Origin of the sequence: Sphingosinicella ginsenosidimutans, from assembly GCF_007995055.1 — a bacterium.
Classification (GTDB): domain Bacteria; phylum Pseudomonadota; class Alphaproteobacteria; order Sphingomonadales; family Sphingomonadaceae; genus Allosphingosinicella; species Allosphingosinicella ginsenosidimutans.
Map to the genome: position 1 here is coordinate 1,521,864 of NZ_VOQQ01000001.1, position 12,351 is coordinate 1,534,214.

At 68.7% G+C, this 12,351-nt stretch carries 13 protein-coding genes; 4 read left to right on the forward strand and 9 right to left on the reverse strand.

Annotated elements, in window-relative coordinates:
• Positions 1-678 (forward strand): 2OG-Fe(II) oxygenase, encoded by a 678-nt coding sequence (locus FRZ32_RS07580; protein WP_147042939.1) that lies wholly within the window; start codon positions 1-3, stop codon positions 676-678.
• Between the two features lie 74 nt (positions 679-752).
• Entirely contained in the window at positions 753-2,567 is a 1,815-nt protein-coding gene (locus FRZ32_RS07585) for a DUF885 domain-containing protein (RefSeq protein WP_147042940.1), read from the forward strand.
• Between the two features lie 6 nt (positions 2,568-2,573).
• Here the strand turns inward: FRZ32_RS07585 and FRZ32_RS07590 are convergent, their stop codons facing one another.
• From FRZ32_RS07590 to FRZ32_RS07605, 4 genes are all read right to left on the reverse strand, one after another.
• The gene (locus FRZ32_RS07590; protein WP_147042941.1) at positions 2,574-4,148 is read right to left on the reverse strand and encodes a lysine--tRNA ligase; all 1,575 of its coding nucleotides are present in this window, start codon (positions 4,146-4,148) and stop codon (positions 2,574-2,576) included.
• A gap of 48 nt (positions 4,149-4,196) precedes the next feature.
• The gene (locus tag FRZ32_RS07595) at positions 4,197-4,688 is read right to left on the reverse strand and encodes a DoxX family protein (RefSeq protein WP_147042942.1); all 492 of its coding nucleotides are present in this window, start codon (positions 4,686-4,688) and stop codon (positions 4,197-4,199) included.
• Positions 4,689-4,750: 62 nt separating this feature from the next.
• Positions 4,751-5,392, reverse strand: a complete 642-nt coding sequence (locus tag FRZ32_RS07600; RefSeq protein ID WP_147042943.1) for a DUF1109 domain-containing protein — start codon at positions 5,390-5,392, stop codon at positions 4,751-4,753.
• A complete protein-coding gene (locus FRZ32_RS07605; protein ID WP_147042944.1) occupies positions 5,389-5,922 on the reverse strand; it encodes a sigma-70 family RNA polymerase sigma factor in 534 nt (177 codons plus the stop codon). The genes FRZ32_RS07600 and FRZ32_RS07605 overlap by 4 nt, the downstream gene beginning before the upstream one ends.
• Before the next feature lie 118 nt (positions 5,923-6,040).
• On the opposite strand from FRZ32_RS07605, the gene FRZ32_RS07610 reads away from it, so the two are divergent.
• Both FRZ32_RS07610 and FRZ32_RS07615 read left to right on the forward strand, forming a co-directional pair.
• Positions 6,041-8,758 carry an ATP-dependent DNA helicase gene (locus tag FRZ32_RS07610; protein ID WP_424141301.1) on the forward strand — a complete coding sequence of 906 codons (2,718 nt, stop codon included), beginning with the start codon at positions 6,041-6,043 and terminating at the stop codon, positions 8,756-8,758.
• Positions 8,755-9,294, forward strand: coding sequence for a SixA phosphatase family protein (locus FRZ32_RS07615; protein WP_147042945.1), 540 nt, complete (start codon positions 8,755-8,757; stop codon positions 9,292-9,294). The genes FRZ32_RS07610 and FRZ32_RS07615 overlap by 4 nt, the downstream gene beginning before the upstream one ends.
• Here FRZ32_RS07615 and FRZ32_RS07620 read toward each other — a convergent pair.
• The 5 genes from FRZ32_RS07620 to rpmF form a co-directional block, all read right to left on the reverse strand.
• Positions 9,291-9,689 (reverse strand): MerR family transcriptional regulator, encoded by a 399-nt coding sequence (locus FRZ32_RS07620; RefSeq protein WP_147042946.1) that lies wholly within the window; start codon positions 9,687-9,689, stop codon positions 9,291-9,293. The genes FRZ32_RS07615 and FRZ32_RS07620 overlap by 4 nt on opposite strands.
• A gap of 6 nt (positions 9,690-9,695) precedes the next feature.
• The gene (locus tag FRZ32_RS07625) at positions 9,696-10,019 is read right to left on the reverse strand and encodes an integration host factor subunit alpha (protein WP_147042947.1); all 324 of its coding nucleotides are present in this window, start codon (positions 10,017-10,019) and stop codon (positions 9,696-9,698) included.
• 86 nt (positions 10,020-10,105) lie between these two features.
• Positions 10,106-11,065 (reverse strand): beta-ketoacyl-ACP synthase III, encoded by a 960-nt coding sequence (locus FRZ32_RS07630; RefSeq protein ID WP_147042948.1) that lies wholly within the window; start codon positions 11,063-11,065, stop codon positions 10,106-10,108.
• Positions 11,062-12,108, reverse strand: coding sequence for a phosphate acyltransferase PlsX (gene plsX, locus FRZ32_RS07635; RefSeq protein WP_147042949.1), 1,047 nt, complete (start codon positions 12,106-12,108; stop codon positions 11,062-11,064). Before plsX ends, FRZ32_RS07630 begins: the two co-directional genes overlap by 4 nt.
• A gap of 34 nt (positions 12,109-12,142) precedes the next feature.
• Positions 12,143-12,325, reverse strand: a complete 183-nt coding sequence (gene rpmF, locus FRZ32_RS07640) for a 50S ribosomal protein L32 (protein WP_147042950.1) — start codon at positions 12,323-12,325, stop codon at positions 12,143-12,145.
• Positions 12,326-12,351: the final 26 nt, after the last annotated feature.

The following is a 12,351-nucleotide window of genomic DNA, read 5'->3' on the forward strand; positions in this document are numbered from 1 at the left end:
ATGAGTGCTGCGCATGTCGACTACAAGGCGGCGATCGGCGCGTCGGTGGCCCAGCGCCTGGCGCGTCACCCGAGCGGTTTCAAGATTCCGTCGAACGACATCGACATCTTCGTCATCCGCGATTTCCTGACCGCGAAGGAGTGCGAGGGCCTCGTCCGCAAGATCGATCGCGAGCGCATCCCCTCGAAGCTGCTGGCGCCCTCATCCGATCCGGAGTTCCGGACCAGCGAGAGCTGCAACCTCGATTCGAAGGACCCGCTGGTCATCCAGGTCGAGGCGAAGCTCACGGCGCTGACCGGGATCGAGCCGAGCCATGGCGAGACGATCCAGGGCCAGCGCTATGCGGTCGGCCAGCAGTTCAAGCCGCATCACGATTATTTCCACCAGTCCGAAGCCTATTGGGAGGAAATGGACCGGTGCGGCGGCCAGCGCACCTGGACCGCCATGGCCTTCCTCAACATGCCCGAGGAAGGCGGCCAGACCCATTTCCCTCGCGTCGGCATCAAGGTCGCGCCGCGAACCGGCAACCTGCTCATCTGGAACAATCTCGATGCGCATGGCCTGCCCAATCCGGCGACGCTCCATCAGGGGATGCCGGTGATGGCCGGGACGAAATATGTCATCACCAAATGGCATCGCGAGCGCCCCTGGATCGTCTCGAGCGCCACTTATTATTGAGCCGGGGCGCGAGCGCGCTTGCGGCCGCCGGCTCCCCGTATTAGCGTCACAACACAGTTCGCAGGGGAATCTCCATGAGCCGCCGTTCGCTCCTTCTCGCCGCCCTTCTCGCCGCCGCACCGATCCAGCCGCTCCTGGCGCAGGCCCCGACTTCGGCGGCCGCGCCGGCAAGCGCCGACGCGCGTCTTCGCCAGCTGTTTCACGACAGCGATGAGGCGAATCTCCGCCGCAACCCGATCATGGCGATCTTCCGCGGCGACTACAGCCATGCCGACCAGCTGGGCGACTATCTGAGCGATGCCTACTACGCCGCCGAGCGCGCGGCGGCGGAGCAGGATCTGGCGGCGTTGCAGGCGATCCCCCGCGACCAGCTCGATCCGACGGACCAGATCGCCTACGATGTCTTCAAATATCAGCGCACCGAGGATCTCGCGGACGTCCAGCCGGACATGCTGGCGCTTACCGTGGTGAGGCCGATGAACCATTTCAGCGGCTTCCAGACCTTCTATCCGGTCTTCGCCTCCGGCCACGGCGCGGCGCCGTTCCGCAACGTCAAGGATTATGAGGACAACCTCGCCCGCCATCGCCAGTTCGTGAGGATCATGGATCGGGTGATCGAGCGCTTCCGCCAGGGCCTCGCCTCGGGCGTCGTCGAAACCCAGCTCACGATCCGCAACGTCATCCAGCAACTCGACACCCAGCTCGCCGAGGCCCCTGAGGCCTCGCCTTATTACGCGCCGGTGCTGAACTTCCCCGATGCGGTGCCGGCGGCGGATCGGCCGCGTCTCCAGCAGGCCTATCTCGCCGAGGTCCGCGACGACATCTTCCCCGCCTATCGCCGGCTGCGTGATTTCCTGCAGAACGACTATCTGCCGCATGCCCGCGCCGAGGTCGGCCTCCATTCGATGCGCGGCGGCGATCGCATGTATGCGCGCCTCATCGAAGAGAACACGACGCTGCCGCTCACCGCGGACGACGTCCACAATCTCGGCCTCTCCGAGGTCGCGCGGATCCGCGGCGAGATGGAGCAGATCAAGACGCGGGTCGGCTTTACCGGCACGCTCGCCCAGTTCTTCGAGCATCTGCGCACCGATCCCCAGTTCGCACCGGCGAGCTGCGACGCGCTGCGCGACGGTTTCTACGCCATCGGCCGGCGCGTCGATGCGCGGGTGCGCGAGTTTTTCTCGACGATCCCGCGCTCGCATCTCGACATTCGCCGGGTCGAACCGTTCCGCGAGCGGACCGAGGCGGCCGGCTCCTACAATGACGGCACGCCGGACGGCTCGCGGCCCGGCGTCTTCTATTTCAACTGCTACGATCTGCCATCGGCCCGGACCTACGGCATGGAGACGCTGTACCTGCACGAAGGCATTCCGGGGCACCATTTCCAGATCATGCTCGCCTCTGAGAACGAGCGGCTGCCCAATTTCATGCGCTTCGGCGGCAACACCGCCTTCGTCGAAGGCTGGGCGCTTTATGCGGAGACGCTGTGGGACGAGCTCGGCATGGAGACCGATCCCTATCAGCGCTTCGGCGGGCTCAATGACGAGATGCTGCGCGCGATGCGCCTCGTGGTCGACACCGGGATCCATGCCAAGGGCTGGACCCGCGATCAGGCGATCCAGTACATGCTCGACAATAGCGGCATGAGCCGGACCGAGGTGACCGCCGAGGTCGAGCGCTATATTGCCATCCCCGGCCAGGCGCTCGCCTACAAGATCGGCGCCCTCACCATCCTGCGCCTCCGCCACGAGGCCGAACAGGCTCTGGGCTCCCGCTTCGATCTCAAGGCCTTCCACGCCGAGGTGCTCGACACCGGCGCGCTGCCGATGCCGGTGCTGGAGGCCAAGATCCGCGCCTGGATCGCGGCGCAGCGCGCGGCCGCCTGACGGCCGCTACCGCGCCAGCGCCTCGGCGATGAGCTTGCGGCTGTTGGCGATTCCGTAGAGGGCGATGAAGCTGCCCATGCGGGGCCCCTGCGACGTGCCGAGCAGCGTTTCGTAAAGCGCCCTGAACCAGTCGCGCAGCGATTCGAACGGGTGGGTCTTGCCGACTTCATAGACCTCGGCCTGGATCGTCTCCGCATCGGCCGTCTCGGGGAGCGCCGCCAGCCGGTTGTCGAGATCGCGCAGCGCCGCCGCCTCCATCTCGGTCGGCGCCCGGTGATCGAGCGCGCCGGCGATGAAGTCGCGGAAATAGGCGAGCGCATAATCGATCCGCCGGTCAAGCTCGGGATGAGTCTCCGGCGACGCCTCCGGCACATGGCGCTTCACGAAGCCCCAGAGCAGCGCCTTGTCGTCGGTCGAGGCGACGGCGACGAGGTTGAGCAGCAGCGGGAAACCGATCGGCATGCGCGCCTCGGGCACGCGTCCCGCATGGATGTGGTGGACTGGATTGCCGAGCTTCTTGGCGGTCTCCTGCGTCGGATAGGCCGCAAGGAACTGGTCATATTCGTCCACCGCCTTGGGGATGATCCCGAAGGACAGCTGCTTGGCCTTCCGCGGCTCGCGGTAGATATAGAAAGCGAGGCTCTCTTCCGGCGCATAGGTCAGCCATTCGTCGATGGTGACGCCGTTGCCGCGGGTCTTCGAGATTTTCTCGCCATTCTCGTCGAGGAAGAGCTCGTAATTGAATCCCTCCGGCGGCCGCGCGCCGAGCACGCGGGCGATCTTCGAGCTCTGGACGACCGAATCGATGAGGTCCTTGCCCGCCATCTCGTAATCGACGCCCAGCGCGACCCAGCGCATCGCCCAATCGACCTTCCATTGGAGCTTCGCGCCGCCGGAAAGGATCGACTGGACGATCCGCTCGCCCTCGTCTTCGAACGCGACCAGGCCCGCCTCGGCATCGACGACCTCGACCGGCACCTGGAGCACCCTGCCGCTTTTCGGGCTGATCGGCAGGACCGGAGAATAGGTCCTGCGCCGTTCCTCGCGCAGCGTCGGCAGCATCACGTCCATGATCTCGCCATGGCGGCGCAGCACCGCCCTCAGCGTCGCATCGAACCGGCCCGAGCCGTAAGCGTCCGAAGAGGCCAGGAACTCGTAATCGAAGCCGAAGCGATCGAGGAATTGCTTCAGCAGGTGGTTGTTGTGATCGGCATAGCTTTTGTGCCCGCAGCCATAGGGATCGGGCACGCGGCTCAGCGGCTGATCCAGATGTTCGTGCATCATGTCCTGGTGCGGCACGCCGGGCGGCACCTTGCGCATCCCGTCCATGTCGTCCGAAAAGGCGATGAGGCGGCTCGGCCAATCCACCATTTCGGCGAGCGCGTGGCGGACCATCAACGTGCGCGCGACCTCCTGGAAGGTGCCGAGATGGGGGAGGCCCGACGGGCCGTAGCCGGTCTCGAACACGATCTCCCCCGCCGGCGGGCCGTCCGGATAGCGTTTCAGCAGCTTGCGCGCTTCCTCATAGGGCCAGGCCTTGGAGACGCGCGCTGCTTCGCGGAGTTCGGCAGGATCGATCATGGCTGCGGCTCTGGCGCGAGCGTCGCCGAATCGCAAACCTGAAATGACTCAGGAGGCGCGTTGGCGGCGGCGCTTCGTCCCGAATCGTCGTGCGAGCCAGGAATCCACGGCCAGCGGCCCTGGCCCCGCCATCACCAGCGTGGCGAGGCAGGCGAGGTAGAGAAGGTCGGTTTCATAGCCGGGCGGCCCGAATTGCGGGCCTTGGCGCGTCACCGCCATCAGCTTGATCGAGGTGAAGCCGAAACGGAGGTGGACGGTGAGCGCCGCCACCGCCAGGACCGCCGCCATCGGGATGCTCGCCAGCGTCACGAAGGCGCCGATCAGGATCGCGATCCCGCCGATCAGCTCAACCCAGATCGTGAGCCACGCCATCAGGTGCGGCATCGGCACGCCGATCGCATCGACGATCGCGACGAACCGGTCCGGGCCCTTTTCAAGCTTGGCGAGGCCATGGATGAAGAAGCCGGCGCCGACGATCAGCCGCAGCGGCACCGGCGCCCAACGCGCGGCCATCGCGCCAAGCCGGGTTGTATCGAACATATGGGCTGCTCCTCCCTGAACCTCTTTCGAAGTTCGTCGTGGAGCCGCCTGCGGTTACAGGATCACCAGCGAAGCAGGCGTGGCCCGGCAAGCGCGCCGAGGCCCGCGGCAAGCCCGATCCCGAGCGAATACCAGGTCAGCACGAACAGAGCGGAGACTTCGGGGCAGTGGAGGCAGTAGAGCGTCGCCGACCAGGCGCCGGCGGCGAGCCCGGCCGCGGCGCCGGCCAGCCGCAGCCGCGTCGGCGCGAAGCGGCGGAACGACCACAAGAGCCCGGCAAAGATCGGCAGCGCCAGCAGCAGCACCAGCCAGGGGCAATATTGCCAGCTCGCGCCGAGCCACATGCGAACCCAGTCGGCCGGCGGCGTGTGCGCCAGCTCGGCGATCCCGACCCCGGCGAGCAGCAGCACCGGCACCGCCATTGCCCAGAGCAGGGGAGCGCGCGCGCCTTCGGGCCGCGCCAGTCGCATCGTCGCCGCCACCGCGACGAGCCCGAGCGAGGCAGTGTAGGCCCATTTCATCCAGAACGGAAAGCCGCGCATCGCGGCGCCGAGATCGGGACGCACGCCGATCGTCGCAACGATCAGCAGGAGCGTCGCCACGCCGCCAAGCCCCATGCCGAGCGCGATCCGCCGGCCGAAGGCATGGCGCGGGACCGCCGGGACATCGCGGGAGAGCGTTGCGATCAGATCGTCGGTCCTCATCGCTTCTGTCCCTTCACCCGCGCCGCCAGGGCTTTCAGGCCGCGATGGACCGACACCTTGACGTCGGATTCGCCGATGCCCGCGCGCGCCGCCGCCTCGGCCACGCTCAATCCCTCGATCCTGGTGTTCCGGATCGCCGCCGCCTGCTTCGCGGGCAGGCTGTCGAGCAGGCGGGCGAGATCGGTCCGCGCGAGGCTCGGCGCCTCGAAATCGGCGGCCAGCAAATCTTCGACATCGTCGATCGGCTGCAGCCGGCTGCGCCGCCGGATATGATCGATCATCTTGTAGCGGGCGATTGCGAACAGCCACGGGCTGAACGGCCGCCTGCGATCGTAGCTTGCCCGGCGTTCGTGCACGGCGATCAGCGTTTCCTGCACAAGATCCTCGATGTCGTCGGCATCGGCGATCCGGCGCCGGTAGAAGGCGCGCAGCAGCGAGGCCGCAAGCTCGAGCAGCGCCGCGTGCGACGCGCCGTCCCCGTCGAGGCCCGCAAGCATCAAGGCTCGAAGCTGGTCGTCGCCGATCCGCACTGTCGTTCCTATAGCTCCTTCGCCGCAGTTGCGGGAAAGGTTACGGGCGTCTGGAGCGGCGCGGAACCGGCTCGTGCCTGTTGCCAATCTGTTCCGCAGCGGCGACAATCGCGCGATGATGCTGCCTCACCCCGCGCTCCACGCGACCCACGCCGGAATCTGGATCGCCCATCCCGACGGCAGGGTGGAGGCGGTGACGCGCGGGGCGGCGATCGCACGGGCGGCCGAAACGCCGACCATCTTCCTCAATGCGCCTTTGGTCGCGAGCAGGCTCGGCTATCCGGAGCTGTCCGGGCTCGACCTGCTCGAGCTTTTTGCCTTCGTCCATCCGGCCCGATTCGCGGTGCCGACGCCCAAGGGCCTCGCCGACGCCCTCGGCCTGCCCGAGCCGGAGGGCGACGAGGCAGCGGCCCGCTTCCTCGGGCAGGCGGCGGCGACTTTGCTCGCCACGCTTTCCGGAGACTGGCCCGAGCGCGCCGGGGCCTGGGCTTCGGCACAGGCACTCCACCGGCTGCGGTGGCCCTGGGCCGGCGTCGTCGCGGCCCGGCTGAGCCGGCCCGGGCGGGACGAGCCCTGGCTCTTCTCGGTCCTGCCCGAATGGGAGGAGACGGGCGGGCGCCCGCCGCCGCGCCCGATCCGGCTCGACGCGGGGGCGACGGCCGATCGGCTCGCGCACCTCGTCGGCAGCGATGCCGAGCCGCGCCAGGGTCAGCGTGACTATGCCGCCGCCGCGCGCGCCGTCTTCGATCCTCGGCCGGCCGAGGGCCGCCCGAACATGCTGCTGGCCGAGGCGGGGACCGGGATCGGCAAGACGCTCGGCTATCTCGCTCCGGCGTCGCTGTGGGCCGAGCAGGCGGGCGGCGCGGTGTGGGTCTCGACCTATACCAAGGCGCTCCAGCGACAGCTGGACCGCGAGGGCGCGCGGCTTTTCGCCGATCCTTCCGTCCGCCGCCGCAGGATCGTCGTCCGCAAGGGCCGCGAGAATTATCTCTGCCTGCTCAATCTCGAGGACGCGCTCCAGGGCGGCTTTGCGGGGCGCGCCGCGATCCTCGCGCAGCTCGTCGCGCGCTGGGCCGCCTATACGAAGGACGGCGACATGATCGGCGGCGATCTTCCGGGATGGCTGACCAGCCTGTTCCGGCGCGCCGGCGCCACGGCCCTCACCGATCGGCGTGGCGAGTGCGTCTATGCCGGCTGCCCGCATTATCGTCGCTGCTTCATCGAACGGGCGTCGCGGGCCAGCCAGGACGCCGATCTGGTCATCGCCAATCACGCGCTGGTGATGGTCAATGCGGCGCGCGGCCGCGAGACCGGCAACCCGCCGACCCGGATCGTCTTCGACGAAGGCCATCACCTGTTCGACGCCGCCGATTCCACCTTCGCCGCGGCGCTGACCGGGCAGGAGGCGATTGAGCTTCGCCGCTGGATATTGGGCCCGGAAGGGCGCTCGCGCGGGCGGCGGCGCGGCCTTTCGGCGCGGCTGCTCGATGTCGCATCCTATGACGAGGCGGGCGCGGCGGCTCTCGGCGCGGCGGTGCAGATGGCAGGAGCGCTTCCCGGCGACGGATGGCTTCAGCGCCTGGCCGAGGGCGCCCCTTTCGGCCCGATCGAGGCCCTGCTGGCGGCGGTTCGCGGGACCGTCTACGCCCGCGCCTCCGCCCAGGATGCCGGCTACGGGCTCGAAACCGAACTTGCCGAGCCCGACGCAGCCCTGGTCGAGGCGGCGGCCCCGGCGGTGGAGGCGCTGGAGTTGCTGCACCGTCCGCTGGTGGCGCTCGGCAAGCGGCTCGAAGCTGTGATCGAGGATGCGCCCGACTGGCTCGATGCGCAGGCGCGCGCCCGGATCGAGGGAGCGATCGCGGGTCTTTCCTGGCGTACCCAGACGCTTGCCGGATGGATCGCGCTCGCGGCGCGGATCGGCGGGCCGGGCGATCCGGACTTCGTCGATTGGCTCGCGGTCGATCGGGTCGAGGGGCGCGAATTCGATATCGGCCTCCATCGCCACTGGCTCGATCCCACGCGCCCGCTTGCCGAAGCGGTGCTGAAGCCGGCCCAGGGGGTGCTCGTCACCTCCGCGACCTTGCGCGCGGGCGGCGACTGGGACACGGCGGAGGCGCGCACCGGCGCCGCGCATCTCGACGCGCCGATCGGACGATTCGAGGCGGCGAGCCCGTTCGATTATGCCGCGATGTCCGAGGTCCTGATCGTGACCGATATCCGCAAGGGCGACACGGCGGCGCTCGCCGGCGCCTATGCGCGGCTGATCGAGGCGGCTGGCGGCGGGGCGCTCGGCCTGTTCACCGCGATCCAGCGCCTGCGCGCCGTCCATGCGCGGATCGCCGATCGTCTCGCCCGATCGGGGCTGCCGCTCTATGCCCAGCATGTGGATCCGATCGACACCGGCACGCTCGTCGACATTTTCCGCGATGATCCGCGCGCGAGCCTGCTCGGCACCGATGCGCTTCGCGACGGCGTCGACGTCCCCGGCGATTCGCTGCGGCTGGTGGTGATGGAGGGCGTGCCCTGGCCGCGCCCGACTGTGCTCCACGGTGCGCGCCGCGCGGCCGGCGGCGGATCGTCCTATGACGATCGCGTCGTCCGCGCCCGCCTGGCCCAGGCGTTCGGGCGGCTGATCCGCCGGCAGGGGGATCGCGGCATGTTCGTCCTGCTCTCGTCGGCGACCCCGTCGCGGCTGCTCGCCGCCTTTCCTCCCGGCGTCGCGGTGACCCGGCTCACCCTCGACATGGCGATTGCGCGGGTGGCGGCGCGTCTGTCATCAGGTGCGGCGGCCGGCGATGCGACGGCGGCGTGGGTTCCGTCCGGGGGAGCGCAATGAGGATCCTGACGCTGATGCGTCATGCCAAATCCGGCCTGGCCGATCGCGGCGTGCGCGATTTCGATCGCCCGCTGAACCGCCGGGGCGCCCAGGCGGCGCGCGCCATGGGGCGGGAGATTCGCGCCCTCGGCCTCGGCTTCGACGCGGTGATCGCCTCGCCGGCGGTGCGCGTCGTCGAAACGGTCGAGGGCGTGGCCGAAGGGGCCAGCCGGGCGCTGCACCCGACCTATGACCGGCGCATCTATCTCGCGCCGCTCGCTCTGCTGCTTGATCTGGTGCGGGAGACGGACGATTCGGTCCGGCGCCTGCTGCTCGTCGGCCACAATCCCGGCTGCGCGCTGCTTGCGAGCTTGCTCGCCGGATCGGGCGACGAGGTGCTTCGCACACGGCTTGCCGAGCAATATCCGACGGGCGCGCTCGCCGAAATCGGCTTCGAGGTCGCGCATTGGCGGGAGATCGAGCCCCAGGCCGGCGCGCTCGCGCGGTTCATCCGTCCCCGTGATCTCGACGGCGCGGCCGACGGCGAGGAGGATTAGAACGCGTCTTCGTCGAGCGCGGCGGCGAGCGATTGGCGCAAGGCGCGAAGCCGCTCGATCGACGCCCCGGATGCCGGTGCGGAGGCGGGCTCGGCCGGGGCGGGTGCCGCCGCGGTCGCCGGGATGATCTCGTCCTCGCCGCCGCCCCCGCGCGCCAGCAATTGCTGGACGCCGCGGATCGTATAGCCCTCGACGTTGAGCAGATGATGGATTCGCCGGGCGAGGGCCGCATCCTCGGCGCGGTAATAACGGCGGTTGCCCGCCCGCTGGAGCGGCTTCAGCTGCGGGAAGCGCGTCTCCCAGTAACGCAGGATATGCTGTGGAACGCCAAGTTCGCCCGCAAGCTCACCGATGGTCCGGAAGGCGTGCTCGCTCTTGGCTTGGGAAACGGCCATCGGGTGTCAGTCGCCGCTGGCGATCCGCTCGCGCATGATCTGGGAGGCGCGGAAGGTGAGCACCCGGCGCGGCGCGATCGGCACTTCGATCCCGGTCTTGGGATTGCGGCCGAGCCGCTGGCCCTTGTCGCGCAGGATGAAGCTGCCGAAACCGGAAATCTTCACATTCTGACCATTTGCCAGGGCATGGCTCATATGATCCAGGATGCCTTCCACCAACCCGGCGGAATCGGCGCGCGAAAGCCCGATCTCGCGATGAACGGTGTCGGCAAGGTCCGCGCGAGTCAAAGTGCCGCCCGACGGCTTCCTGACCGTTCCTGCGTCCGCCATCATTTCCCCCCTGTTGGCGTCTCCAGCCCGGAACACTAGTCGACCTGCGGGTGGAGCGCAATCTGGCCGAGGGCACTGGCCGACGGTTAAAAACGCACCACCGCAGCGCCCCAGGTGAAGCCGCCGCCCATCGCTTCGAGGACGATGAGGTCGCCTTCGCTGATTCGGCCGTCGCGCACCGCGGCGTCGAGCGCCAGCGGGACCGAGGCCGCCGACGTGTTGGCATGATCGCCGACGGTGACGACCACCTTGCCTTCGGGGAGCCCCAGCTTGCGCGCCGTCGCGTCGAGAATCCGCTTGTTGGCTTGGTGCGGAACGACCCAATCGACATCCGCCGGCTTGTGGCCGGTGGCGTCCAGAACCTCCGTCATCACATTGGCGAGATTGACGACGGCGTGCCGGAACACCTCCTTGCCCTTCATCCTGAGCTTGCCGACCGTGCCGGTGGTGGAGGGGCCGCCATCCACGTAGAGCAGTTCGTTCTGCCGGCCGTCGGCATGAAGGCGGGTCGCGAGCACGCCGCGGTCACCGTCCCCGGCCTTCAGCACGATCGCGCCGGCGCCGTCGCCGAACAGGACGCAGGTCGCGCGGTCCTCCCAGTCGAGGATTCGGCTGAACGTCTCGGCGCCGATGACGAGCGCGTGATCGGCCATTCCGCCCTTCACCATATTGTCGGCGACGGAGAGGGCGTAGAGGAAGCCGGTGCAGACCGCCTGCACGTCGAAGGCGATGCAGTCGTCGATGCCGAGCAGCGCCTGGACCTTCGTCGCGCTCGCCGGAAAGGTCTGGTCGGGCGTCGAGGTCGCGAGCACGATGAGGCCGATCTCCTCGGGAAGAACGCCGGCCGCTTCGAGCGCCTTTCGGGCCGCCGCCGCGGCGAGCGTCGCGGTGGTCTCGCCCTCGGCGGCGATGTGGCGCGCGTGGATGCCGGTGCGCTCGACGATCCATTCGTCCGATGTGTCGACCCGTTCGGCAAGCTCGGCGTTCGTCACCCGGCGCGCCGGCAGCGCGGATCCGGTTCCGACGATCATGCTGCGCCGGCTCATTGCGCGGCCGCCGGCACGTTGTGGGCGGAGATGTTGGCGAGATCCTCGCCGATCCTGCGCGTGATGTCGGCGCTCACCATCCGGGCCGCGACGCCGATCGCATTGGCGACGCCGATGTCGTTCGCGCTGCCGTGGCTCTTCACCACCAGCCCGCCGAGGCCGAGGAAGACGGCGCCATTATGGTTGTTGGGATCGAGATGGTGGCGCAGCAGCCGGGTCGCCGGCCGCGAGACCAGGAAGCCGAACTTGGAGCGCAGCGAGCTGGCGAAGGCGCGCTTGATGAGATCGGTCACGAACCGGGCCGTTCCTTCCACCGTCTTCAATGCGATATTGCCCGAAAAGCCGTCGGTCACGACCACGTCCGCCCCGCCGCGCGACAATTTGTCGCCCTCGATGAAGCCGTCGAACCGCATGTGGAGATAGTCGGCATCGCGAAGCACGGCGGCGGCCGCCTTGAGCTCGTCGGTGCCCTTGAGCTCCTCGGTGCCGATGTTGAGCAGCTGGACGCGCGGCCGATCGAGCTCGAGCACGACCCGGGCATAGGCCGCGCCCATCACCGCAAACTCGATGAGGTTGCGCGTATCGCATTCGGTGTTGGCGCCCAGATCGAGCATGACAACGTCGTTGTCGCCAAGCGTCGGCAGCAGTGCCGCGAGCGCCGGCCGGTCGATGCCCGGAAGGGTGCGCAGGGCGAGCTTGGCCATCGCCATCATCGCCCCGGTATTGCCGCCGGAGACCATCGCATGGGCGGTGCCGTCCTTCACGGCGGCGATCGCGCGGCCCATCGAGCTGGTCTTGGCGCGACGGATCGCCTGGCTCGGCTTGTCGGTGCCGGCGATCACATCGGTGCAGTGGACGATCTCGACCGCGCTGGCGAGCGCGGGGTGCCGGATGAGTTCCGCGCGGATCGCCTCCTCGTCGCCGAACAGGATGAAGGCGAGGTCCTCGCGCTCCTTGCGCGCAAGCGCGGCGCCGGCGATCATCACCGCCGGGCCGGAATCGCCGCCCATCGCGTCGATCGCGATCCGGGGCGTTTCGCTCACCCGCCTGGTCTCCCGCTGATTGCCCCGAGGCGTCTTACGCCTCGGTCTTCTGCACGACTTCGCGCCCGTTATAATGGCCGCAGCTGGCGCAGACATTGTGCGGAAGCTTGAGCTCGCCGCAATTCGGGCATTCCTGATACTGGGTGGCGGTCAGCGCGTCGTGGCTGCGCCGCATGTTACGCCGCGAGGGCGAGGTCTTTCTCTTGGGGACGGCCATTGCGCACCTGTTCCAGTTCGTCTTGA

Bases quoted from the DNA above. Each gene is read 5' to 3' on its own strand.
- rpmF (WP_147042950.1), bottom strand. From the start codon at position 12,325: ATGGCCGTCCCCAAGAGAAAGACCTCGCCCTCGCGGCGTAACATGCGG.
- FRZ32_RS07610 (WP_424141301.1), top strand. From the start codon at position 6,041: ATGCTGCCTCACCCCGCGCTCCACGCGACCCACGCCGGAATCTGGATC.
- FRZ32_RS07590 (WP_147042941.1), bottom strand. From the start codon at position 4,148: ATGATCGATCCTGCCGAACTCCGCGAAGCAGCGCGCGTCTCCAAGGCC.
- FRZ32_RS07625 (WP_147042947.1), bottom strand. From the start codon at position 10,019: ATGGCGGACGCAGGAACGGTCAGGAAGCCGTCGGGCGGCACTTTGACT.
- FRZ32_RS07615 (WP_147042945.1), top strand. From the start codon at position 8,755: ATGAGGATCCTGACGCTGATGCGTCATGCCAAATCCGGCCTGGCCGAT.
- FRZ32_RS07600 (WP_147042943.1), bottom strand. From the start codon at position 5,392: ATGAGGACCGACGATCTGATCGCAACGCTCTCCCGCGATGTCCCGGCG.
- FRZ32_RS07595 (WP_147042942.1), bottom strand. From the start codon at position 4,688: ATGTTCGATACAACCCGGCTTGGCGCGATGGCCGCGCGTTGGGCGCCG.
- FRZ32_RS07585 (WP_147042940.1), top strand. From the start codon at position 753: ATGAGCCGCCGTTCGCTCCTTCTCGCCGCCCTTCTCGCCGCCGCACCG.
- FRZ32_RS07630 (WP_147042948.1), bottom strand. From the start codon at position 11,065: ATGAGCCGGCGCAGCATGATCGTCGGAACCGGATCCGCGCTGCCGGCG.
- FRZ32_RS07620 (WP_147042946.1), bottom strand. From the start codon at position 9,689: ATGGCCGTTTCCCAAGCCAAGAGCGAGCACGCCTTCCGGACCATCGGT.
- FRZ32_RS07580 (WP_147042939.1), top strand. From the start codon at position 1: ATGAGTGCTGCGCATGTCGACTACAAGGCGGCGATCGGCGCGTCGGTG.